The following is a 22,122-nucleotide window of genomic DNA, read 5'->3' on the forward strand; positions in this document are numbered from 1 at the left end:
GATGAATGCCTAAGAAGGAAAAAACGAAAGAATCAAGCGGCGGTAAATTTCAATGGATCTTGTTTATTGTCATCATCCCATTGATTGTGCTTGTGTTAGTGACTGGCACAATCCTTTATATGGCAGGTTTTGATCTAAAGAAACCGCTCCAAAACATTCCGGGCGTCAGTAGTTTGGTTGGTTCAGATGACACCTCAAAAACGTCATCTTCACATAATAATCAAAGCGATGCAGAATTGAAGGAACTGAAAAAGACCATTAAAGAGCAAAAGAATGAACTTGAAATTGCACAAAAAGACTTAAAAACAAGTGATGAAGAGATTAAAAGACTGAATCAAAAAATCAGTTCACTTGAAAAAACATCTGAAAATGATGCGAATGATAAGTCAGCGGATGACAGTTCATCAAATAGCAGCTCATCAAGCGATACATCAGGTAATAATGCATCAGGGACAACTTCTGATGGGGCAGCAGCCTCTAACCAGAAACCGAAAGGGAAGATTGCCAGTATCTATGAAAGCATGGACGCAGGGAAATCCGCCAAAATTTTATCAGAATTAAGTGATAAAGAGGCATTGAAGATCCTCGAAGAGCTAAGCAAAAATAAACTAACAGACATATTAGCAAAACTAACACCTCAGAAGGCAGCTACGTTTACGAAAGAGCTTTCTAAAAAAGAAAGTGAAAATGGGGGTGGACAATAAGTGAAGCTATTGGATATTGGAGCCTTACAGCAATCGTCTCAAGGTCTCTCGGGACCAAAGGGGAGCGGCGCGGCATCTGCAAGCGGGTTGTTTAAACAATTACTTAGCGGGGCAGGCGCACAAAGCGGCCTTGTGAATGCTGAGACAGCGGGTGCCACTCTTTCCATCAATGATGCGATGCAAATCATTGAAAAATGGATGCAATCGCCTGAAGAAGGCATCAACGGAGACCTTCTTAGCGCGCTTCAAACACTTCAAGGTCAAACGCTTGATTCGTCTGATCTCAAGTCACTAGAAGAGCTATTTCAAAAAATGGAATCATCCATTTACGGTGATCAAACGGATAAGTCAGCTTCTGAACATAGTGAGCAGCTCATACAAGTCCACTTTTTCATATATCAACTACTCAATCAACAGCCGCTCAGCTTTGATGCAAAGCTAGTGCAAGATATTGAAGCAAAGGGTCAAGACTTCATTCACTTTCTTTCAAAAAATGGAGTAGATGAGAAACTGATTCAGCAAGTAAAAGAGCAGTTTTTCTCGCAGGGTTCAGCACCAAAGCTGAATTCGATGTCTCAAAGTGAGCTGAAACACTTTAATCAGTTAATCGACCATATGATGGCAAATGCAAAAGGGTCAGACAAAGAGTTGAAGATTGCTTTAGGAGAGTTAAAAGAATTGGTCTCTCCAAGACAAGAATCTACTCTTGCTACTCCTGCAAAAGGGGCTAACTCTCTTGAATGGCTCATCAAAAAGGAAGTTGTCAAAGGACAAAGCGCTGCTGCACCTGCTTCTGAAAAAACAATCACTCATACGCTGTTGCCAGGTCATAAGCAGTTTTTTCAACTGCAATCAGCAGCTCCTGTTCAGCAGACACAAACAACTGATGAAAAGCCGGGAACGGTTGATCAGCAAATTCTAAATACGTGGAAGCAAATGAAATTCACGCCATTTGGCAACTCAAGTGGGCGCTTTACAGTTCGGTTAAATCCAGAAAATCTCGGATTTATCACGATTCAGCTGACGAAGCAAAATGGTATGTATGCGAGTAAAATTACAGCTTCGACACAGGCAGCAAAAGAACTGCTAGAGCATCACCTTCCGCAGCTCAAGCAGGCGCTTCCGAATATGTCGGTTCAAGTGGACCGTTTCCATATACCGCTTCAATCAAATGAGCAGCCGTTATTTGGACAATTTAACGAAGAAAACAAGCAGCAACAGTCAAAAGGGCAGAATTTCCAAAAGCCTGATGAACAGGAAGCAGAATTCCAAGATGTACTGGATGCTCTTGTTGGGTCAGATGAAGAAGAGGAGGAGATCTAATGGCAACAGTTGATGCTACAAATAGAATAGCCGCACAAACAGACACTTCTTCAAAAGCAGAAAAGAAAACAGATACGCTTGGCAAAGATCAATTCTTGAAAATTTTGCTCACGCAGCTTCAAAACCAAGATCCGACAAACCCACTAGATGACCGTGAGTTTGTCACACAGCTTGCAACATTTTCATCTTTAGAACAGCAAACCAATATGAACGATTCTATCACCAAGCTGAATCAGCTCATGTCTACATTTGTTGCACACCAAGATCCGTTTACGACGTATGTAGGGTGGATCGGTAAAGAAGTATCGGGCAAATTGGATGATAAAGAGATATCAGGCACTGTGAAATCTGTTAAAAACATAAACAATGAATACTTCCTATATTTAGAAGATGGAACGAAAATCAGCCCTTGGGATGTTACAGCAGTTGGAGAAAAAACGAAGTAATTCGAGGAGGAAAATAAATGTTACGCTCACTTTACTCAGGAATTAGTGGAATGAAAAACTTCCAAACAAAATTAGATGTTGTAGCCAATAACGTAGCCAACGTCAATACACACGGATACAAAAAAAGCCGTATCACTTTTAAAGATATGGTCAGCCAAACCATTTCAAGTTCTGGTGGACCGACGAACAACTCTGGTTCAATCAACTCAAAACAAGTTGGTTTAGGATCATCTTTATCTTCTATTGATAAAATCATGTCAGCAGGAGCTTCTCAAAATACGGATAGAGATTATGATTTCTACATCAATGGAGATGGATTTTTCCGTATTGAAAAACAAGGAGAAGTTCTTTATACCAGAGCAGGGAACTTTACTCGGGATTCAGAGGGAAGTTTAACCACTTCTGACGGAAATTACGTGCTTGGAATGAATGGACAAAAGATAACGATTCCAGATGGCATTTCAAGTGTAAGTGTTGGTCCAGATGGAACAATATCTGTTGTTGAAAACAACGTATCTAGAAATGTTGGACAGGTTTCACTCGTATCTTTCAGTAACGCAGCAGGATTAGACAAAGTTGGTGAGAACCTATACCGCCAAACGTTAAGCTCAGGTGCACCAAGTAATCCTATCGTTCCTGGTGAACAAGGAACGGGCATCATTCAAACAGGTCGACTTGAAATGTCAAACGTTGATTTAACAGACGAGTTTACCGAAATGATTATCGCGCAGCGTGGATTCCAATCGAATGCAAAGACGATCACAACATCTGATGAAATCCTGCAAGAGCTTGTGAATCTGAAACGATAGGAGGTAGGGGGAGCGGATGATCGCTTCTCTGCTTAATATGATCGAAGTGACAAGATTGAATGGCAAAGGATTTATGCTGAACGCTCTCCATATCGAGCAAATCGAAAGCTTTCCAGACACGACCATTACATTAGCCAATGGAAAGAAATTCGTTGTGAAAGAAAATGAAGAGCAGCTTCAAGAGAAAATCATTTCTTTCTACAGAAAAATCCAAGTCATTTCATTGAATCAAGGAATAGAGGAATTTGAATGAAGAAGAAATTAGTCGTAGTAATGCTAATCATGATTATTGCCATCGGCGGAATAGGAGCAGGCATCATTTTTCTGTTGAATGGTTCAGAAGAAGCAAAAGCTGAAAAAGAGCCAACAGCAGATGAAGTCGTAAAAGCTTCTGTTGAAATTCCTGAGATTATCACCAATTTAAAGTCTGAAGGAAATGCGGTCAAACTTGTATTGAATATTGAAACAGACTCTGAAAAAGCAAAAGAAGAGCTCGAGAAAAGAAGTTTTCAAGTGAAAGACGCCGTAATTGACATTTTATCAGACACAAATGCAGATGAACTTGATGGCAAAAAAGGCAGAGAACATTTTAAAGCACTAGTTAAAAACAAAGTGAATAACTATTTGCAAGATGGCAAGGTGAAAGAAGTATATATAACCTCCTTTAATCTGCAATAGAGGCGATTAATTGACACGATGGAGGTGAAGAAATGTCAGGAGAAGTGCTTTCCCAGAATGAGATCGATGCATTATTATCCGCCATATCTACAGGCGAAATGGATGCAGAAGAGCTGAAAAAAGAAGAAACGACGAAAAAAGTAAAGGTGTATGATTTTAAACGTGCACTTCGCTTTTCGAAAGACCAGATTCGAAGTTTAACAAGGATTCACGATAACTTCGCTAGACTGCTCACCACACACTTTTCAGCTCAGCTAAGATCATATATTCAAATTACTGTCAGCTCGGTTGACCAAGTACCATACGAAGAATTTATTCGTTCGATTCCTAATATGACATTATTAAACTTATTTTATGTCAGCCCGCTTGAAGGAAGAATTATGCTTGAAGTGAACCCAACAATCGGCTATGCCATGATGGACAGGCTGATGGGCGGGATAGGCATTAGTCATAATAAGACAGAATCACTTACAGAAATCGAAACAAAGATTATCTCAAACATGTTTGAGGGAGCTTTGGAAAATTACAGAGAAGCGTGGCAGTCCATAACCGACATCGAGCCTGAAATGGCAGATTTCGAGGTAAATCCCCAGTTTGTTCAAATGGTGTCACCAAACGAAACAGTTGTCGTCATTTCTCTTAATACACAAATTGGTGAGGTAAGCGGGGTTATTAACCTATGTATTCCTCATGTTGTATTAGAGCCTATTATTCCAAAGCTGTCTGTACACTACTGGATGCAGTCTGAACGAAATGAACCAAAACAACAAGAAACAAAGGCTATTGAAAAACGGATTATGACGGCAAAGATACCGGTAGTCGCAGAGCTAGGGGAATCGGAAATGACGGTGGAAGAGTTTTTGAATTTGGAAATTGGTGATTGTATTGCCTTGGACAAACCAGTAAATGCGCCTCTTACTGTTATGGTCGGAAATAAACCGAAATTCTTGGGACAGGCCGGCCGCGTGAATCGGAAACAGGCGATTCAAATTCTAGATCACGACATAAGAGGTGAAGAAGATGGAGAATAACGGAAGTAAATTATCACAAGACGAAATCGATGCGCTCCTTAAAGGAGGCAGCAATGACGATATAGAGCCTGAAACAATCCTTTCTGCAATGGAGCAAGATGCCATTGGAGAAATCGGAAATATTTCATTCGGCAGTTCTGCTACAGCACTTTCAACCCTATTAAATCAAAAAGTGGAGATTACCACTCCAACTGTTACAGTGATTCAAAAAAGTATGCTGAATGAGGAATTTCCTCATCCGTATGTCGCGATTGAAGTGAATTATACGGAAGGCTTCAGCGCAAGTAACCTGCTTGTCGTCCAGCAAACAGATGCAGCAGTCATTGCGGACTTAATGATGGGCGGAGACGGGACAAATGCTGACCCTTCTTTAAGCGAGATTCACTTAAGTGCAGTGCAAGAAGCGATGAACCAAATGATGGGTTCTGCTGCGACATCCATGTCGACGGTCTTTAATAAAAAGATTGATATTTCTCCGCCTCGCGTCGAATTACTTGATGTGAAAGAAGGAGAAGGAACAGACCGGATCCCAGCTGAAGAAATGCTTGTCAAAGTGTCCTTCAGATTAAAAATAGGAGAGCTCATTGATTCAAATATTATGCAGCTTTATCCTATTACATTTGCGAAAGATTTAATCGCAGAATTAACAGACCCAGCGCAGGAGGAAGAGCCGGTTCAAGACACGCAAGTGAGCACACCCGAACCTCAGCAGGCAGCACCTCAAACGCAGTCTGCACCAGCGCAGCAAGCTGCTCCGCCGAAAAGACAGGCGAAGCCAAAGCCGGCAGCACCTGTAAATGTGGCACCAGTTGAATTTGAAGCGTTCAGTGAGCCTCAGCATACAACAAGCCAGCTTGGAAATCTTGATATGCTGATGGACATTCCGCTTTCCATTACGGTGGAACTTGGAAGAACTCAGCGAAGTGTCAAAGAAGTCCTTGAGCTTTCAGCAGGAAGTATCATTGAACTGGACAAACTTGCTGGAGAGCCAGTAGACATTCTAGTGAACAAACGAATCGTCGCCAAAGGGGAAGTCGTTGTCATTGATGAGAACTTTGGTGTTCGTGTGACTGATATTTTAAGTCAGTCAGAAAGACTTTCTAATTTAAAATAAACAAACATACAGGGAGAGAATAAGTAAATGGCTACTAAGGTATTAATCGTAGATGATGCAGCATTCATGAGAATGATGATAAAGGATATTCTTGTAAAAAACGGATTTGATGTAGTAGGAGAAGCAGAAAACGGCGCTCAAGCAGTTGAAAAATTTAAAGAAACATCTCCTGATCTTGTCACAATGGATATCACAATGCCAGAAATGGACGGGATCACAGCATTAAAAGAAATTAAACAAATCGACGCTTCTGCAAAAATCATCATGTGTTCAGCAATGGGCCAGCAGTCAATGGTTATTGACGCGATCCAAGCAGGTGCAAAAGACTTTATCGTGAAGCCGTTCCAGGCAGACCGTGTACTTGAAGCAATTAATAAAACGTTAGGCTAAAAAAGGGTGTAAGACTTGTTGAAAAAACGTTTGATATGTATAGCAATGATCAGTTTTATGCTTTTCTTAACGATACAGCCTGCCTCACTGTTTGCTGAAACGAAAGATCCTGAAAATGGCACAGTGAATGACTGGCTCAAAGAAGAGAAAGGCAGCAAAAAGGATACAGAAAAGACAACCACTGACAATCAAACGAATCCGGCAGAAGAAGTTCCCTCTTCTTCTGTCTCCATTATGGATTTTGTCAAAATGATTGGTGCCTTACTTTTTGTCATCCTGCTCATATATGGATTGGTGAGATTTGTTGGTAAGCAAAACCGCTTACTTAAACCATTTCGCTATGTTGAAAATATTGGCGGAACGACGGTTGGCCAAAACCGTTCAGTCCAGCTTATCAAAGTGGGCAAACGAGTATTAGTTGTCGGAGTAGCGGACTCAATCCAGCTGCTAAAAGAAATTGATGATGAACAAGAATGTGAAGCGATCGTGAAACAATATGAAGAAGCGATGGAAAGCAAAACAGATTTACCAAAAATCGTTCAAAAATTCACATCTCAGATAAAGAAACAGGATCAGCCAACCACTTCTTCTTTTTCAGCCAATTTGAAGGCGCAGCTAGCCGAATTGAAAAAGACCCAATCAGAAGTCAGAAAGAAAGGCCCGAAACAAAATGAATGAGTTTATCGATTTATTTAATTCCAGCGGTGCAGGGAATATTAGCACGTCTGTCCGTCTTCTTTTACTTTTAACCGTATTTTCGGTTGCACCAGGCATTCTCATTTTAATGACGTGTTTTACACGAATTGTGATTGTACTTTCATTCGTTAGAACGTCACTTGCAACCAACTCAATGCCGCCAAACCAAGTGCTTGTAGGGCTTGCATTGTTTCTCACATTTTTTATCATGGCACCCACGTTCTCAGAGATTAATAAAGAGGCACTCACGCCGCTTTTAAATGATGACATTACGCTCAATCAGGCATATGAAAAAGCCGAAGTGCCCATTAAAGAATTTATGAGTAAACATACGAGACAGAAGGATTTGGCTTTATTTCTTAGTTACGCAAAAATCGATACACCTGAATCGATAAAAGATATTCCGTTAACGGCGATGGTACCCGCTTTTGCGATTTCAGAATTAAAGACGGCATTTCAAATTGGTTTCATGATCTTTATTCCCTTTTTAATTATTGACATGGTGGTCGCAAGTGTTCTGATGTCAATGGGGATGATGATGCTTCCGCCGGTTATGATATCGCTCCCTTTTAAAATATTGTTATTTGTTTTAGTCGATGGATGGTATTTGATTGTTAAATCTTTGCTGCAAAGCTTTTAGAGTAGGTGCTTAAAACATGAGTTCAGAATTTGTCATTACGATGGCTGAAAGATCAGTGTATGTGGTATTGCTTGTCAGTGGGCCGCTTCTAGCGCTCGCTCTTATTGTGGGACTGATTGTCAGTGTGTTTCAGGCGACAACCCAAATTCAAGAACAGACGCTTGCGTTCATTCCTAAAATTGTTGCAGTTCTTATCGGGCTTGTTGTGTTTGGTCCATGGATGCTGTCAACCATTGTGTCCTTTACGACAGAGCTGTTCTCGAATTTAGATCGATTTGCAGGTTAACGAGCGATGTCAATCATAGAATTATTCCCTGCTTTTCTATTAGTTTTTATTCGGATCACCGCTTTTTTTGTGACAGTACCGCTTTTAGCGCATAGAACGATCCCAGCTGTACACAGAGTTGGATTCTCTCTGTTTTTAGCCGTGATTAGTTTTAGCACGATTAAGGAACCGCCAGCACTCGACATAGACGGTCTTTATATGATGCTTGCGGTGAAAGAAGCAATGGTCGGACTTCTGCTTGGTTTGATTGCATATATCATGGTGTCCGCTGTTCAAATTGCCGGCTCATTTATTGATTTTCAAATGGGCTTTGCGATCGCCAATGTGATTGATCCACAAACAGGGGCGCAAACGCCGCTGATGGGGCAGTTTTTTTATACGGTCACATTGCTATTGATGCTGGCAACCAATGCACACCACCTGCTGCTTGATGGAATCTATTACAGCTTTCAATATATTGCAGTTGATCAGTACGCACTGAATTTCGGCAGTGAATCCTTTGCTTATTTTATTGCAAAGAGCTTCAACCAAATGTTCATCATTGCCTTTCAAATCTCAGCACCGGTCGTTGCCAGCTTGTTTTTGGTCGATTTGGCACTGGGCATTGTGGCACGAACAGTTCCGCAGATGAACGTTTTTGTTGTCGGACTTCCTATTAAAATGGGTGTGAGTTTTATTATGATCATCATCTGTATGGGCGTCATCTTCGGGGTTGTCCAAAATACATTTGATACGATTGTACTCACCATGAGGAATTTCTTAGCATTGGTCGGTGGTTCGTCATGATGACAAGACTTAGACTAGACTTGCAATTTTTCGCAGGTGAAAAAACAGAAAAAGCAACGCCGAAAAAGAGACAAGATTCACGTAAAAAAGGTCAGGTTGCCAAAAGTACCGACGTCAATACAGCCATCTCATTTCTATTAATCTTTTTATCATTCTTTTTTATTGGGCCTTTTATGAAAGAGCGTATTATTGCGCTCATTGAACGTTTTTATTCAACAACGATGCTAATGAAGGTTAGCACATCTAATATTCATCAACTATTTGTGCAATTGCTTCAGGAAACAGGAATCCTCCTCATGCCAATCCTTGGTGTTGGTATGCTGGCAGGGATCATCAGTAACTATTTGCAAGTTGGTTTTCTCTTTTCGACAGAAGTAATCAAACCAAAATTAGAAAAACTCGATCCAATCAAAGGGTTTAAACGGATATACAGTATTCGAGCCCTCGTAGAGCTATTAAAATCCATTTTGAAAATTGGTTTAATTGGTTTTGCGACATTTATTGCACTTTGGATGCACTTTGACGAAATCCTGAGGCTTCCTTTATTAACAGCAGAGGAAACCCTTCATTTCGTCGCAAATATGACCTTGATTATGGGGCTATATGCAGCAGGTGCTCTCATGATCTTAGCAGGGCTTGATTATATGTATCAGAAATTTGATTATGAAAAAAACTTACGGATGTCCAAACAAGACATCAAAGATGAGTATAAAAAATCAGAGGGTGACCCGCTCATAAAATCTAAGATTAAACAGCGCCAGCGGGAAATGGCCATGAGACGGATGATGCAGGAAGTCCCAAAAGCGGACGTCATCATTACAAACCCAACCCACTATGCAATTGCTTTGAAATATGACGAAGAAAAGATGGACGCGCCCTTTGTTGTGGCAAAGGGAACAGATATTTTAGCCTTGAAAATTAGAACGATTGCGAAAGAGCACGATATCATGACCGTAGAAAACCGGCCGCTCGCTCGGGCACTATATGATCAGGTCGACATCGACCAAGCGGTCCCAGAGGAATACTTTAAGGCGATCGCAGAAATTTTAGCTTACGTCTATAAAACGAAACAAAAGATTTTATGAATTTTTGGTTTTAAAAGGAGAGAACAGGCATGTCAGCAAGAGATTTATCTGTTATATTCAGTGTTATTTTAATTGTGGCGATGCTGGTCATACCGTTTCCGCCAATGCTATTAAGTATTTTAATCATTATTAATATTTCTCTTGCGCTTATCGTGCTTCTCACCACTATGAACATGCAAGAACCACTGGAATTTTCAATTTTTCCATCATTGCTTTTGCTCTTAACACTGTTTCGTTTAGGGCTTAACATCTCTACAACACGTTCTATTCTTTCAACAGGAGATGCTGGAAAGGTTGTAGAAACGTTTGGTTCATTTGTTGTTGGAGGAAATATCATCGTTGGTCTCGTTGTTTTCCTTATTCTGATCATCATTCAGTTTATTGTTATTACTAAAGGGGCTGAGCGTGTATCAGAGGTTGCGGCAAGATTTACACTTGATGCGATGCCAGGTAAACAAATGAGTATTGACGCTGATTTAAATGCAGGGATGCTGACAGAAAGTGAAGCAAGAAACCGCCGTGAAAAAGTAGCGAGGGAAGCAGACTTTTATGGAGCGATGGACGGTGCCAGTAAGTTCGTTAAAGGGGACGCCATCGCTGGTATTATCATCGTTATCATCAATATTATATTTGGAATTATTATTGGGATGCTTCAGCAAGGCATGTCGATTCAAGAATCAGCTTCCCACTTTACCCTGTTAACAGTAGGGGACGGAATTGTTTCTCAAATTCCGGCACTCCTCATTTCAACGGCGACAGGGATTGTTGTTACGAGAGCAGCTTCTAACGGAAACCTTGGATCAGACATTACAGGTCAGCTCTTTGCATTCCCAGCCATGCTTTATGTCACAGCAGGCACGATCTTCCTTCTTGGGCTGTTTACACCAATCGGCATACTTTTGACAGGACCGATCGCAGGTTTAATTGCACTTGGCGCATACATGATGTCGAAAAACAAACAAGACCAAGAAGAAATTGAAGAGGTACTGGAGGAACAGGCAGAGGTAGAAGAGATGAAAAGTCCAGAAAGCGTTATTCATCTCCTGCAAATGGATGCCATTGAATTTGAATTTGGCTACGGCCTCATCCCGCTCGCTGATGCAAATCAAGGCGGGGACCTGTTAGACCGAATTGTGATGATCCGAAGGCAGCTTGCCCTCGAACTTGGTCTTGTCATTCCAGTCGTACGGATCCGGGACAATATTGCACTGAACCCAAATGAGTATCGACTTAAAATAAAAGGGAACGAAGTGGCAAAAGGGGAGCTGCTGCTTGATCATTACTTAGCGATGTCTCCAACGCCTGATGATGATCCGATTGAAGGAATTGAAACAATTGAGCCATCCTTTGGTCTTCCGGCTAAATGGATCTCAGAAGCAGAAAAAGATCAGGCTGAGATGCTTGGCTATACGGTTGTAGATCCTGCATCGGTTGTGTCTACTCACATCACAGAGAAAATTAGACAAAACACACACGAACTGCTCGGGCGCCAAGAAACGAAGCAATTAATCGATCATCTAAAAGAAAGTTATCCTGTCTTAGTGGATGAGGTGACGCCAAACCCACTAGCAGTTGGTGATATTCAAAAAGTGTTGGCAAAACTGCTGAAAGAAAAGGTTTCTATTCGAAATCTTGTCACCATTTTTGAGACGCTTGCAGACTACGGAAAATTAACGACGGATACAGATTTGTTAACAGAGTATGTCAGACAGGCGCTGGGAAGACAGATTACTGCACAATATGCGAGAGAAAATGAATCGCTCAAAGTCGTGACATGCTCAGGCCGAGTGGAAAAGGTGATTGCTGACAGCGTACAGCAGACAGAGCATGGCAACTACTTATCGTTAGATCCAGAATCCTCTGAAAGTGTGATTCAATCAGTGGCGAGAGAAATTGAACAGCTTTCGCTTCGTCAGGAAACGCCGGTTCTATTGTGCTCACCTCCTATAAGAATGTACGTCAAGCAGCTGTTAGAAAGATATTTCCCGGATTTACCGGTACTATCTTATAACGAACTAGAAGCAAATGTGGAAGTACAGAGCATCGGAGTGGTGGATATCTAATGAAAATGAAAAAAATCACAGCGAATTCAATGCAGGAGGCAACGATTCAAATTAGGCAGCAGCTTGGAAAGGATGCCGTCATTTTAAATTCCAAAACCGTTGTGAAACGAAAGCTGTTCGGTTTAAAGAAACAGCAAATGGTTGAAGTGATTGCAGTGCTGGATCAAGATTTTGAAGAAAGAGCGGGTAAAGGTGGACACCCTGCGCCTCCTCTTCCAGTATTTCCGAAAAAGGAGCAGATTCAACACCGGCCTGAAGAGCCGTCTCTTGCTCCTGAGGCAGTGAAACCAGTACCTTCTCAAGCTCAGCCTTTAGAATATGCGAGGAATGAGCGGCATGCTGGTATTCTGCCTGATCCTCTCATGGCAATCGATCAAAAACTGAAGGATCAAGGTCTTGATGATGTCATTCGAGACGAATGCCTCAAAGGTCTTTTAACGAAGGGTGCTGTCAAGGAAGATCAAATTCAAAAAGAACTTGAACAACAGCTGACAGATATGCTGCCGGCTCACACCTCTGATGAGCCGATGATTCGTTCAAAATACATTGTGCTGTTTGGTTCAACTGGAGCTGGTAAAACAACAACGATTGCAAAGCTCGCTGCCAAAACGGCCATTCAGAAGCAAAAGAAAATCGCTTTTATTACAACAGATACGTACCGAATTGCAGCGATCGAACAACTGAAAACATATGCGGAACTGCTCAATGCACCGCTTGAGGTTTGTTATTCGAGAGAGGATTTTGTAAAAGCTCAAGAGACGTTTAAAGAGTATGATCATATTTTCGTAGACACAGCGGGTCGTAACTTTAAAGAAGAAGCGTATATCAAAGAGCTGACAGACATCATTCCATTTAATGAAAGCATTCAAAGTTTCCTAGTGATGAGTGCGACCTCGAAGTATCAGGACATGAAAGCCATGGTTAAACGCTTTGAACACGTTCCAATCGATCAATTCATTTTTACAAAGGTAGATGAAACAGACACGATGGGAACCATCTTTCAAATCATTGCAGACTCTCAAATTGGACTTGGCTTTTTAACAAATGGTCAAAATGTTCCTGAGGATATTCTTGAGGGCTCTCCTCTTGAATTAACAAGGATGGTCTTACAATGATGAAGCCCGACCAAGCAGAAGGTTTAAGAAAGCTCGTTCAGCAGAATCAAACGATCGCACCAGCTCCTCTTGGTATAAGCGGACAGGCAAAAACCATTGCTGTCATGAGCGGTAAAGGTGGGGTTGGAAAATCGAATTTGACGCTGAATATGGCACTGTCTATCGCAAATGCAGGGAAGCGAGTGTTAGTCATCGACCTTGATTTTGGTATGGGCAATATTGATATTTTACTAGGGAAAACTTCGACTAGCTCTATATTAGATGTTCTTGTCAGGAAGAAATCCTTCCAAGCAGCTATGACCCAAGGAACGAACAACCTTTATTACATTTCTGGTGGAAGCGGACTTGAACAGCTGTTTTCTTTAGATAAAGATCAATGGTCGTTCTTTCTAGAGGAAATGGAAAGAATGATGCACGACTTTGATTGTATCTTCTTTGATATGGGGGCTGGCTTGTCTAAAGATCAACTGCCTTTTGTTTTATCAGCAGGAGAAGTTGTGGTTGTGACAACGCCAGAACCAACATCAATCATGGATGCCTACAGCGCAATTAAACACTTAGCGATTCATCAGTTCGAACAATCTGTGCAAATCATTGTCAACCGGTGTAAAACCCCGTCAGAAGGGTCAGAAACCTACCGGAAGTTAGCAGGAGTGGTCACATCATTTTTACACAGAAAACTAGTATTTGCTGGTGCTGTGCCGGATGATCCTGCGGTTCCAAAAGCGGTGGCTGAACAAATTCCATTTTATATGAAGCAGCCTCATTCACGGCTGAGTAAAACGATCAAGATGCTGGCAGAAACACTTTATCAACAGCAGATAAGAGAGGCACAGAGAGAGCAGCATACGTTTATAGATAAGTTGTCCTCTTTTTTTAAAAGGAGGAAGGTGGACTCATGATTAGAGTGCTTGTAGTAGATGACTCGGCCTTTATGCGAAAGCTCATTAGTGATTTCCTAAGTGCCGAGCAAGAAATAGAAGTCGTCGGAACGGCGCGAAATGGGGAAGATGCCTTAAAACGGATCAAGGAACTGAATCCAGATGTCGTCACATTAGATGTGGAAATGCCTGTTTTAAATGGAACAGAAGCATTAAAACAAATTCTGGCTGAACACGACCTTGCCGTGATTATGGTGTCAAGCCAGACAAAGCAAGGGAAAGATTTAACCATCCATTGCTTAGAACTTGGTGCTTTTGACTTTGTGACAAAGCCTTCAGGAAGTATTTCGCTCGATTTACACAAAGTAAGAGGCCAAATTGTAGAGCGGGTGCTTGCGGCAGGGCTGTCAAGGAAACGCACTGAAGTACAGGTTTCTCCAAAGCCGGTGATGAAGCCGCCAATTCCAGTGGCTACACCTCGCCCGCAAGCCGTAAAAAGTGGTTCACTCCGAAAGATTATTTCAATCGGAACATCAACGGGAGGGCCAAGGGCACTTCAACGAGTTGTCACGAAGCTGCCTAAGGACATAGAAGCACCTATTTTGATTGTGCAGCATATGCCGGCAGGATTTACAGCATCACTTGCTACTAGGTTAGACCATTTATCTCAAATTTCGATTAAAGAAGCACAAGATGGAGACATCGCTAAAAATGGAGTGGCTTACATAGCGCCTGGTGGAATGAATATGTCACTTCATGAACAAGGGGCATCCTTAGTCATCAGGCTATCTCCAGAGGACACGGAAAGCCGGCACAAACCTTCTGTTAACTATTTATTTGAATCCATCAGTCATATAAAGGGTTACGAGAAAATTGCTGTCATTATGACAGGCATGGGTAGTGACGGCACAGAAGGTGTCAAAAAAATGGTCGCAAGCGGTCATACAAAAGTCATTGCAGAAAAAGAAGAATCATGTGTTGTTTTCGGAATGCCTAAATCAGTCATTAAAGCAGGCCTTGCACATGAAACAAGGCATGTGGATGACATCGCACATGCAATTATAAGCTCCATGAAAAAAGAGAGGGCGTGAACACGTTGGATGTAAACCAATACTTAGATATCTTTTTAGATGAAAGCAGAGAACACTTACAAACTTGTAATGAAAAACTTCTTGATTTAGAAAAGAACCCAACCGACTTGCAGCTAGTGAATGATATATTCAGAGCGGCTCACACATTGAAAGGCATGAGTGCAACGATGGGCTACGCTGATATGGCTCAGCTAACACATCATTTAGAAAACATGTTTGATGCCATTCGAAATGAACAAATGATTGTCACACCTGAGTCAATGGACACAATGTTTGAAGCACTTGATCACCTTGAAGCAATGGTTCAATCAATTGCAGAAGGTGGAGATGGGAAACGCGATGTCACAGAGATTAGTAAAAAGCTAGATGTGACAGGAAGCCATGCTGAGGCAGCTCCTAGTGTTGAAACAGCGGCTGTATCAGCGGCTGCTGCTAATGACTTAGACTATAACGAATTTGAACGAACAGTGCTTGATGAAGCGAGGGAACAAGGCTTTAAATGCTATGAACTCAATGTAACATTAAGTGACGCATGCCTATTAAAAGCCGTTCGTGTCTATATGATCTTTGAAAGACTGAACGAAGCAGGCGAGGTCGTCAAAACAGTTCCAAATGCAGAACTTTTAGAATCAGAAGATTTCGAATCTGAATTCAGTATTTCTTATTTATCTAAACAACCGATGGACGAAGTGAAAAAAATCGTGATGACGATCTCAGAAGTTGAACAAGTTGAGATCTCGGAAGTTTCTGCATTTGAAGAAGTGACTCCAGCTGAAAAACAAGAAGCAAAACCTGAACAGAAAAAAGAAGAAGTCTCCGTGCCTGCTGCGAAAGCACCAGCAAACGATGCACCAAAAGCAAATGGCAATAACGGTTCAGCCGCAGGAGGAACAAAAACGATTCGTGTCAACATCGATCGTCTAGACTCTCTTATGAATCTATTTGAAGAACTGGTGATTGACAGAGGCCGTTTAGAACAGATTGCCAAAGAGCTTGAAAATAACGAACTCACTGATACGGTCGAAAGAATGACACGTATTTCAGGCGATCTGCAATCGATCATCCTGAACATGAGAATGGTTCCTGTAGAAACGGTGTTTAACAGGTTCCCACGTATGATCCGTCAATTGACGAAAGAGCTCAATAAAAAAATTGAACTGATCATTGAAGGTGCTGATACTGAGCTTGATCGAACAGTCATCGACGAGATTGGAGATCCGCTCCTACACTTACTTAGAAACAGTCTAGATCACGGAATTGAATCGCCAGAAGAACGTGTGAAAAAAGGCAAGCCAGAAAAAGGAACCGTTCTATTAAAGGCGTATCATAGCGGAAACCACGTCTTCATTGAAGTAGAAGATGATGGCGGCGGAATTAACCGTAAGAAAGTGCTTGAAAAAGCATTAGAGCGCGGGGTTATTACAGATAGAGAAGCGGAAACCATTGAAGATCATCAAATTGATTCATTGATCTTTGCAGCAGGATTCTCTACAGCTGATGAGATATCTGACATCTCAGGCCGCGGTGTAGGTCTTGACGTCGTGAAAAACAAGCTGGAATCACTAGGCGGATCTGTAAGCATCAACTCAACAGAAGGACAGGGCTCACTATTCTCGATCCAGCTTCCGCTTACATTATCGATTATTTCTGTACTTCTTGTAAAACTGGAAGAGGAAACATTTGCGATTCCGATTTCTTCTATTATTGAAACGGCTGTCATTAAGAAAAGCGACATCCTTCAAACACATGATCGCGAAGTAATTGATTTCCGCGGATTTATCGTACCGGTCGTGTACTTGAAGAAACAATTCCACGTACCAAATGCGAATGAATTAGAGGAAGAACTGCACATCATCGTTGTTCGTAAAGGAGATAAGCTGACAGCATTTGTGGTCGATTCATTTATTGGTCAGCAAGAGGTTGTATTGAAATCACTAGGAGATTACCTGCCAAACGTGTTTGCGATCTCAGGCGCAACAATCCTAGGCGACGGTCAAGTTGCACTCATCGTTGACTGTAATGCACTGATCAAGTAAAAAACAATAGAGGAGCGGTCTGAAATGAGTACAGATATCAAAACTGGCGAAAAGATGATTGTGTTTATCGTAAACAAAAAAGAATACGCCATTTCAGTATCAGAAGTAAAGTCCATTGAAAAATGGCAGCAGCCGACAAGAGTCCCTGGCGTTGCACCTTATATATGCGGTGTTATTAATCTGCGCGGTGTCGTGACGCCTGTCATCGATCTTAGAGTGAGACTTGGATCAAGTGACAACGAAATTACAGATGAAACAAGAATGATTATTGTACAAGTTGGTGACATTGAAGTCGGCTGGATTGTTGATGAAGCGAATGATGTCATTACAGTCCATCAAGAAGAAGTAGAATCTTCTCCTGAGTCAGCTGAAAAAGAAGGACAATCATGGGTAACAGGTATCATTAAGCATGATCAGCGTCTATTTAATATCATTCACCCTGGTGCTGTCCTCGACAAGAGCGTTCAAGATGCACCTGTTCATTAAGGAGGATGTGAAATGAGCATTTTCAATGAAATAAAAGATGAACAGCTGGATGTATTAAGAGAGGTAGGGAATATTGGAGCAGGCCACGCCGCGTCTGCTCTTGCCAGCCTTTTGGATCGCAAAATAGATATGGCTGTTCCGTTTGTCAAGGTTCTCTCGTTTGAAGAATTAATGGATTTCTTTGGCGGTGCAGACCTCCCAGTTGCAAGCATTTTCCTGCGAATGGAAGGAGATTTATCTGGCTCTATCTTTTTCATTATGCCCTTTGAGCAAGCTGAGCAATTTGTAAGAGAGCTTGTACGAGATCCAGCATTTGATATTGATACCATTCACGAGCATGTGATGGGGACGTCAGCACTACACGAGCTGGGAAATATTTTAGCAGGCTCTTATTTATCAGCCCTTGCCGATTTAACAAAATTGCAGCTTCACCCAAGTGTTCCAGATGTTACGCTCGATATGTTCGGGGCTGTCATTAGCGAAGGGTTAATGCAATTCAGTCCTCTAGGTGATCAGGCAATTGTGATTGATACATCAATTTTTGATGATCAAAATAAGCAAGAGCTGAAAGGAAATATGTTTCTATTACCAGACTTTGAATCGTTTGAAAAACTATTCAAAGCATTAGGTAACCTTTAATGAACGTTCAGATTCCGGCAGTTGTAAAGGTTGGTATAGCGGATGTTCAGCTTGTGAAAACACCGGACCGCATTCGGACATCCGGACTTGGTTCTTGTGTAGGGCTTGTTCTGTTTGATCAAGAAAAAAAACTGGCAGGTCTTGTCCATGTCATGCTTCCAGACTCATCCCTTGCAAAAGGGGCAGTGGAGAACTTGGCTAAATATGCAGATACAGGTGTCAAGCATACAATTGATCTGCTCCTTAAAGAAGGAGCGCGCAAACATGCGCTAAAGGCAAAACTTGCTGGTGGCGCAGAAATGTTTAAGTTTAAGTCAACCAATGATCTGATGAGAATTGGACCTAGAAACGTATCAGCTGTTAAAGAACATCTGTCTCTTTATCGCATCCCGATCATTAGTGAGGATACGGGCGGGAACAATGGCCGTACGATTGAATTTGATCCGCTTACGACAGAGCTTGAGATCCGCACTGTGAAGCAAGGCATTATGAAGATATAACTAAGGAAGTATAGGGGGAGAAAGATGCAATCCTTAAATTACGAAGATCAGGCGCTATGGGCTAGATGGAAAGAGTGGAAGGACCCAGCTGCTGGAGATGATCTTATGCGCCGCTATATGCCGCTCGTCACATATCATGTTGGAAGAATTTCCATCGGTCTCCCGAAGTCAGTGCATAAAGAAGACTTGATCAGTCTAGGGATGCTCGGTTTATATGATGCCCTTGAAAAATTCGACCCTGGAAGAGATCTGAAGTTTGATACATATGCATCCTTCAGAATCCGCGGGGCCATCATCGACGGTCTTCGTAAAGAGGACTGGCTGCCTCGTACATCAAGAGAAAAAACAAAAAAAGTAGAAGCGGCTATTGAAAAGCTTGAACAACGCTATTTACGAAATGTGACGCCGACAGAAGTGGCAGAGGAACTTGGCATGAGTGAACAGGATGTTGTCACAACAATGAATGAAGGTTTCTTTGCAAATCTGCTTTCAATCGACGAGAAGCTGCATGATCAAGAAGACGGTGAAAACGTCCAAGTCATGATTCGCGACGAGAAAACTGTGACACCTGAAGAGAAGATGCTGAAAGATGAATTAATAGAACAGCTTGCTGAAAAAATGACCGAGCTATCTGAAAAAGAAAAGCTCGTGATCAGTCTTTTCTATAAAGAGGAACTGACGTTAACGGAAATCGGTCACGTGCTCAATTTATCGACCTCACGCATTTCGCAAATTCATTCAAAGGCATTGTTCAAGCTTAAGCATCTGCTTGATAAAGCCATTCAATCTTAAAGAGTTAGTGAGTGAAAAAATATGTTATGGCTGATTAGCTTCATGCTTCATGCTGCACTTATTTATTTTGTGATCATTTTATATACGAGAATGAATTCGCTGAAGGCAACTGAACAAAAGCATCGAGAACTTCTAGAAGAAACGGAAAATACCCTGGCTGCATTTTTGATGGAAGTCAAAGAAGAGAATGACAAACTATCAAAAGTGGCAGCCGCTTCCCCTGATTTTTCTGCTGAAGAGCTGAAAACAGATTTTCAGACACCAAAGCAGCCACAAACACCAATTGAATCCCAGCAATCGGTAGAAAGTGAAGATCCAGTACCAGAGCACTTGTCGGCTCTCCTTAGCGAAGTCGAAGTGCAGGAAGAGAAGGTAAACGAACCCGTTCCACATCTTGAATCAGACGCTTCTGCGTCTTCTGAAAGTGAAGTAGAAGAAACATTCGAGGACCAAGTGAAGACCTTATATGACCAAGGGCATTCGCTAGAAGAAATAGCGAAAGAACTGAAAACGGGCAAGACAGAAATCGAGCTTTTATTAAAATTTAGCGGAAAGCTGTAAAGGATTCTTGATTGTCAGTCCATCATGTGTTATATTATTTCTTGGTGTTAAATACACACGCTTAATGATTCATATGAAGGTGCTGCCGTGGCGCAGTTTTATGTGAACATGACTTGAGCGGAGGAAAAAAAACCATTATATTAGGAGGCAACAACATGTCAGTTATTTCTATGAAACAATTGCTAGAAGCTGGTGTTCACTTCGGTCACCAAACGCGCCGCTGGAACCCAAAAATGAAGCGTTACATCTTTACAGAACGTAACGGTATCTACATCATCGATCTTCAAAAAACGGTGAAAAAAGTAGAGGAAGCTTACAACTTCACGAAAAACCTTGCTGCTGACGGAGGAAAAATCCTTTTCGTTGGTACGAAAAAGCAAGCACAAGATTCAGTGAAAGAAGAAGCAATCCGTTCTGGTATGTTCTATGTGAACCAACGCTGGCTTGGTGGAACTTTAACAAACTTTGAAACAATCCAAAAACGTATCAAACGTTTAAAAGATATTGAAAAAATGCAAGAAAACGGTACATTCGATGTTCTTCCTAAGAAAGAAGTCGTTCAACTGAAAAAAGAATTAGAACGTCTTGAAAAATTCCTAGGCGGAATCAAAGACATGAAAGGTCTTCCGGATGCACTTTTCATTATCGACCCTCGTAAAGAGCGTATTGCAGTTGCAGAAGCTCGTAAATTGAATATCCCAATCATCGGTATCGTTGACACAAACTGTGATCCAGACGAAATTGATGTTGTGATCCCTGCAAACGATGATGCAATCCGTGCTGTAAAACTTCTAACTGCTAAAATGGCAGATGCGATTCTTGAGTCTAAACAAGGCGAAGAAGAAGCTGTTGTAGAAGAAACGACAGAAACTGAAACAACAACTGCGTAACCTATTCAAAAGGTGATAAGAGGGAAATGCCTTTTATCACCTTTTTTTCACCTAGTAATCCGTGTTTTAACATAGAAGGAGGAAATGTAAAATGGCTATTACTGCTCAATTAGTTAAAGAACTGCGTCAAAAAACTGGTGCAGGTATGATGGACTGTAAAAAAGCGTTAACAGAAACTGATGGTGACATCGACAAAGCAATCGATCTTCTAAGAGAAAAAGGAATTGCAAAAGCTGCGAAAAAAGCAGACCGTATTGCTGCAGAAGGATTAACTCTTATCAAAACTGACGGCAACACAGGCGTGATCCTAGAAGTGAACTCTGAGACTGATTTCGTTTCGAAAAACGAAGGGTTCCAATCACTTCTTAACGAACTTGCTGATCATTTGCTTGCTGCTAAACCTGCAACAATTGAAGAAGCTCATGCTTCTAAAATGGAAAACGGTTCAACAGTTGAAGAGCATATCACATCTGCGATTGCGAAAATCGGAGAGAAAATCACTCTACGTCGTTTCTCTGTTATCACGAAAGAAGATAACGCAGCATTCGGTTCTTACTTACACATGGGCGGACGCATCGGTGTGTTAGCTGTTCTTAACGGAACAACTGACGAAGAGCTTGCAAGAGACATCGCAATGCACGTTGCTGCTGTAAACCCTAAATACATTTCTCGTGACCAAGTGTCAGAAGAAGAAGCAAACCGTGAGCGCGAAGTATTAACGCAGCAAGCGCTTCAAGAAGGAAAACCTGAAAACATCGTAGCTAAAATGGTAGAAGGCCGTCTAAACAAATTCTTCGAAGAAATTTGCTTACTTGACCAAGCTTTCGTTAAAAACCCAGATGAAAAAGTGAAACAAGTAGTAGCTGCGAAAAACGCAAGTGTTCAAACTTATGTTCGCTATGAAGTGGGCGAAGGCATCGAGAAGCGTCAAGACAACTTTGCTGAAGAAGTTATGAGCCAAGTGAAAAAATAATGTTTGAAAAGCTCTCTGGGGCTTTTTTAGGGAGCACAAGCACTGTGTTCCCTATTTTTTAGAGGATATTGATTTACAAAAGGCAGTTTCTTACGCATAATAAGAGA

Annotated in this window: 26 protein-coding genes; all 26 read left to right on the plus strand. The window is 41.5% G+C overall.

Annotated features, from left to right (window positions below; translation table 11 throughout):
- Nucleotides 1-5: 5 nt before the first annotated feature.
- The 26 genes from MHB79_RS07955 to tsf all read left to right on the plus strand — a co-directional run bounded on the left by MHB79_RS07955 (nucleotide 6) and on the right by tsf (nucleotide 22,015).
- Entirely contained in the window at nucleotides 6-704 is a 699-nt protein-coding gene (locus MHB79_RS07955) for a MotE family protein (protein WP_050945049.1), read from the plus strand.
- On the plus strand, nucleotides 705-2,027 hold the full coding sequence (gene fliK / locus MHB79_RS07960) for a flagellar hook-length control protein FliK (RefSeq protein WP_340989448.1): 1,323 nt from the start codon (nucleotides 705-707) through the stop codon (nucleotides 2,025-2,027).
- Nucleotides 2,027-2,473 carry a flagellar hook assembly protein FlgD gene (gene flgD / locus MHB79_RS07965; protein WP_050945047.1) on the plus strand — a complete coding sequence of 149 codons (447 nt, stop codon included), beginning with the start codon at nucleotides 2,027-2,029 and terminating at the stop codon, nucleotides 2,471-2,473. Before fliK ends, flgD begins: the two co-directional genes overlap by 1 nt.
- A gap of 17 nt (nucleotides 2,474-2,490) precedes the next feature.
- The gene (gene flgG / locus MHB79_RS07970; RefSeq protein ID WP_003211619.1) at nucleotides 2,491-3,282 is read left to right on the plus strand and encodes a flagellar basal body rod protein FlgG; all 792 of its coding nucleotides are present in this window, start codon (nucleotides 2,491-2,493) and stop codon (nucleotides 3,280-3,282) included.
- Nucleotides 3,283-3,319: 37 nt separating this feature from the next.
- Nucleotides 3,320-3,535, plus strand: coding sequence for a flagellar FlbD family protein (locus MHB79_RS07975; protein ID WP_034620035.1), 216 nt, complete (start codon nucleotides 3,320-3,322; stop codon nucleotides 3,533-3,535).
- Nucleotides 3,532-3,960 (plus strand): flagellar basal body-associated protein FliL, encoded by a 429-nt coding sequence (gene fliL, locus MHB79_RS07980; protein WP_050945046.1) that lies wholly within the window; start codon nucleotides 3,532-3,534, stop codon nucleotides 3,958-3,960. Before MHB79_RS07975 ends, fliL begins: the two co-directional genes overlap by 4 nt.
- 32 nt (nucleotides 3,961-3,992) lie before the next feature.
- Entirely contained in the window at nucleotides 3,993-4,991 is a 999-nt protein-coding gene (fliM, locus tag MHB79_RS07985) for a flagellar motor switch protein FliM (protein WP_003212239.1), read from the plus strand.
- The gene (gene fliY / locus MHB79_RS07990) at nucleotides 4,981-6,105 is read left to right on the plus strand and encodes a flagellar motor switch phosphatase FliY (RefSeq protein ID WP_050945045.1); all 1,125 of its coding nucleotides are present in this window, start codon (nucleotides 4,981-4,983) and stop codon (nucleotides 6,103-6,105) included. The genes fliM and fliY overlap by 11 nt, the downstream gene beginning before the upstream one ends.
- A 27-nt stretch (nucleotides 6,106-6,132) precedes the next feature.
- Nucleotides 6,133-6,495: a response regulator gene (locus MHB79_RS07995; RefSeq protein ID WP_003212360.1), complete on the plus strand. Its 363-nt coding sequence runs from the start codon at nucleotides 6,133-6,135 to the stop codon at nucleotides 6,493-6,495.
- An 18-nt stretch (nucleotides 6,496-6,513) separates the two neighbouring features.
- Nucleotides 6,514-7,173: a flagella biosynthesis regulatory protein FliZ gene (gene fliZ / locus MHB79_RS08000; RefSeq protein WP_034619906.1), complete on the plus strand. Its 660-nt coding sequence runs from the start codon at nucleotides 6,514-6,516 to the stop codon at nucleotides 7,171-7,173.
- Nucleotides 7,166-7,831 (plus strand): flagellar type III secretion system pore protein FliP, encoded by a 666-nt coding sequence (gene fliP, locus MHB79_RS08005; RefSeq protein ID WP_003211147.1) that lies wholly within the window; start codon nucleotides 7,166-7,168, stop codon nucleotides 7,829-7,831. The genes fliZ and fliP overlap by 8 nt, the downstream gene beginning before the upstream one ends.
- A 16-nt stretch (nucleotides 7,832-7,847) precedes the next feature.
- Complete coding sequence (gene fliQ / locus MHB79_RS08010; protein ID WP_003211206.1) at nucleotides 7,848-8,117, plus strand: flagellar biosynthesis protein FliQ; 270 nt, start codon at nucleotides 7,848-7,850, stop codon at nucleotides 8,115-8,117.
- 6 nt (nucleotides 8,118-8,123) lie between these two features.
- On the plus strand, nucleotides 8,124-8,903 hold the full coding sequence (fliR, locus tag MHB79_RS08015; protein WP_012009967.1) for a flagellar biosynthetic protein FliR: 780 nt from the start codon (nucleotides 8,124-8,126) through the stop codon (nucleotides 8,901-8,903).
- Nucleotides 8,900-9,988: a flagellar biosynthesis protein FlhB gene (gene flhB, locus MHB79_RS08020; RefSeq protein WP_003211738.1), complete on the plus strand. Its 1,089-nt coding sequence runs from the start codon at nucleotides 8,900-8,902 to the stop codon at nucleotides 9,986-9,988. The genes fliR and flhB overlap by 4 nt, the downstream gene beginning before the upstream one ends.
- A gap of 29 nt (nucleotides 9,989-10,017) precedes the next feature.
- A complete protein-coding gene (gene flhA / locus MHB79_RS08025; protein WP_340989449.1) occupies nucleotides 10,018-12,051 on the plus strand; it encodes a flagellar biosynthesis protein FlhA in 2,034 nt (677 codons plus the stop codon).
- On the plus strand, nucleotides 12,051-13,166 hold the full coding sequence (flhF, locus tag MHB79_RS08030; protein WP_106032949.1) for a flagellar biosynthesis protein FlhF: 1,116 nt from the start codon (nucleotides 12,051-12,053) through the stop codon (nucleotides 13,164-13,166). Before flhA ends, flhF begins: the two co-directional genes overlap by 1 nt.
- Nucleotides 13,163-14,068, plus strand: coding sequence for a MinD/ParA family protein (locus MHB79_RS08035; protein ID WP_106028951.1), 906 nt, complete (start codon nucleotides 13,163-13,165; stop codon nucleotides 14,066-14,068). The genes flhF and MHB79_RS08035 overlap by 4 nt, the downstream gene beginning before the upstream one ends.
- On the plus strand, nucleotides 14,065-15,138 hold the full coding sequence (locus MHB79_RS08040; protein WP_003210900.1) for a protein-glutamate methylesterase/protein-glutamine glutaminase: 1,074 nt from the start codon (nucleotides 14,065-14,067) through the stop codon (nucleotides 15,136-15,138). The genes MHB79_RS08035 and MHB79_RS08040 overlap by 4 nt, the downstream gene beginning before the upstream one ends.
- Nucleotides 15,139-15,143: 5 nt before the next feature.
- Nucleotides 15,144-17,174, plus strand: coding sequence for a chemotaxis protein CheA (locus MHB79_RS08045; protein WP_340989450.1), 2,031 nt, complete (start codon nucleotides 15,144-15,146; stop codon nucleotides 17,172-17,174).
- A 24-nt stretch (nucleotides 17,175-17,198) separates the two neighbouring features.
- The gene (locus tag MHB79_RS08050; protein WP_003211606.1) at nucleotides 17,199-17,660 is read left to right on the plus strand and encodes a chemotaxis protein CheW; all 462 of its coding nucleotides are present in this window, start codon (nucleotides 17,199-17,201) and stop codon (nucleotides 17,658-17,660) included.
- Between the two features lie 12 nt (nucleotides 17,661-17,672).
- Entirely contained in the window at nucleotides 17,673-18,299 is a 627-nt protein-coding gene (locus MHB79_RS08055; protein WP_003211405.1) for a chemotaxis protein CheC, read from the plus strand.
- Nucleotides 18,299-18,799 carry a chemotaxis protein CheD gene (locus tag MHB79_RS08060; RefSeq protein ID WP_003212153.1) on the plus strand — a complete coding sequence of 167 codons (501 nt, stop codon included), beginning with the start codon at nucleotides 18,299-18,301 and terminating at the stop codon, nucleotides 18,797-18,799. Before MHB79_RS08055 ends, MHB79_RS08060 begins: the two co-directional genes overlap by 1 nt.
- 24 nt (nucleotides 18,800-18,823) lie before the next feature.
- The gene (locus tag MHB79_RS08065; protein WP_012009976.1) at nucleotides 18,824-19,591 is read left to right on the plus strand and encodes a FliA/WhiG family RNA polymerase sigma factor; all 768 of its coding nucleotides are present in this window, start codon (nucleotides 18,824-18,826) and stop codon (nucleotides 19,589-19,591) included.
- A gap of 21 nt (nucleotides 19,592-19,612) precedes the next feature.
- Nucleotides 19,613-20,152, plus strand: a complete 540-nt coding sequence (locus MHB79_RS08070; RefSeq protein WP_340989451.1) for a Swarming motility protein SwrB — start codon at nucleotides 19,613-19,615, stop codon at nucleotides 20,150-20,152.
- A 155-nt stretch (nucleotides 20,153-20,307) separates the two neighbouring features.
- Complete coding sequence (gene rpsB / locus MHB79_RS08075) at nucleotides 20,308-21,042, plus strand: 30S ribosomal protein S2 (protein WP_003212093.1); 735 nt, start codon at nucleotides 20,308-20,310, stop codon at nucleotides 21,040-21,042.
- A 91-nt stretch (nucleotides 21,043-21,133) separates the two neighbouring features.
- Nucleotides 21,134-22,015 carry a translation elongation factor Ts gene (tsf, locus tag MHB79_RS08080; RefSeq protein WP_003211584.1) on the plus strand — a complete coding sequence of 294 codons (882 nt, stop codon included), beginning with the start codon at nucleotides 21,134-21,136 and terminating at the stop codon, nucleotides 22,013-22,015.
- The last annotated feature ends 107 nt before the right edge of the window (nucleotides 22,016-22,122 follow it).

This window comes from Bacillus sp. FSL M7-0558 (assembly GCF_038003245.1).
Taxonomy (GTDB): Bacteria; Bacillota; Bacilli; order Bacillales; family Bacillaceae; genus Bacillus; species Bacillus pumilus.

Coding starts and splice junctions, on each gene's coding strand:
- flhA (WP_340989449.1), top strand. CDS start 10,018: ATGTCAGCAAGAGATTTATCTGTTATATTCAGTGTTATTTTAATTGTG.
- MHB79_RS08065 (WP_012009976.1), top strand. CDS start 18,824: ATGCAATCCTTAAATTACGAAGATCAGGCGCTATGGGCTAGATGGAAA.
- MHB79_RS08050 (WP_003211606.1), top strand. CDS start 17,199: ATGAGTACAGATATCAAAACTGGCGAAAAGATGATTGTGTTTATCGTA.
- fliP (WP_003211147.1), top strand. CDS start 7,166: ATGAATGAGTTTATCGATTTATTTAATTCCAGCGGTGCAGGGAATATT.
- MHB79_RS08070 (WP_340989451.1), top strand. CDS start 19,613: ATGTTATGGCTGATTAGCTTCATGCTTCATGCTGCACTTATTTATTTT.
- fliM (WP_003212239.1), top strand. CDS start 3,993: ATGTCAGGAGAAGTGCTTTCCCAGAATGAGATCGATGCATTATTATCC.
- MHB79_RS08040 (WP_003210900.1), top strand. CDS start 14,065: ATGATTAGAGTGCTTGTAGTAGATGACTCGGCCTTTATGCGAAAGCTC.
- flgD (WP_050945047.1), top strand. CDS start 2,027: ATGGCAACAGTTGATGCTACAAATAGAATAGCCGCACAAACAGACACT.
- fliL (WP_050945046.1), top strand. CDS start 3,532: ATGAAGAAGAAATTAGTCGTAGTAATGCTAATCATGATTATTGCCATC.
- flhF (WP_106032949.1), top strand. CDS start 12,051: ATGAAAATGAAAAAAATCACAGCGAATTCAATGCAGGAGGCAACGATT.
- fliY (WP_050945045.1), top strand. CDS start 4,981: ATGGAGAATAACGGAAGTAAATTATCACAAGACGAAATCGATGCGCTC.
- MHB79_RS08035 (WP_106028951.1), top strand. CDS start 13,163: ATGATGAAGCCCGACCAAGCAGAAGGTTTAAGAAAGCTCGTTCAGCAG.
- fliQ (WP_003211206.1), top strand. CDS start 7,848: ATGAGTTCAGAATTTGTCATTACGATGGCTGAAAGATCAGTGTATGTG.
- flgG (WP_003211619.1), top strand. CDS start 2,491: ATGTTACGCTCACTTTACTCAGGAATTAGTGGAATGAAAAACTTCCAA.
- MHB79_RS08055 (WP_003211405.1), top strand. CDS start 17,673: ATGAGCATTTTCAATGAAATAAAAGATGAACAGCTGGATGTATTAAGA.
- rpsB (WP_003212093.1), top strand. CDS start 20,308: ATGTCAGTTATTTCTATGAAACAATTGCTAGAAGCTGGTGTTCACTTC.
- MHB79_RS07955 (WP_050945049.1), top strand. CDS start 6: ATGCCTAAGAAGGAAAAAACGAAAGAATCAAGCGGCGGTAAATTTCAA.
- MHB79_RS08060 (WP_003212153.1), top strand. CDS start 18,299: ATGAACGTTCAGATTCCGGCAGTTGTAAAGGTTGGTATAGCGGATGTT.
- flhB (WP_003211738.1), top strand. CDS start 8,900: ATGATGACAAGACTTAGACTAGACTTGCAATTTTTCGCAGGTGAAAAA.
- MHB79_RS07975 (WP_034620035.1), top strand. CDS start 3,320: ATGATCGAAGTGACAAGATTGAATGGCAAAGGATTTATGCTGAACGCT.
- MHB79_RS07995 (WP_003212360.1), top strand. CDS start 6,133: ATGGCTACTAAGGTATTAATCGTAGATGATGCAGCATTCATGAGAATG.
- tsf (WP_003211584.1), top strand. CDS start 21,134: ATGGCTATTACTGCTCAATTAGTTAAAGAACTGCGTCAAAAAACTGGT.
- fliR (WP_012009967.1), top strand. CDS start 8,124: ATGTCAATCATAGAATTATTCCCTGCTTTTCTATTAGTTTTTATTCGG.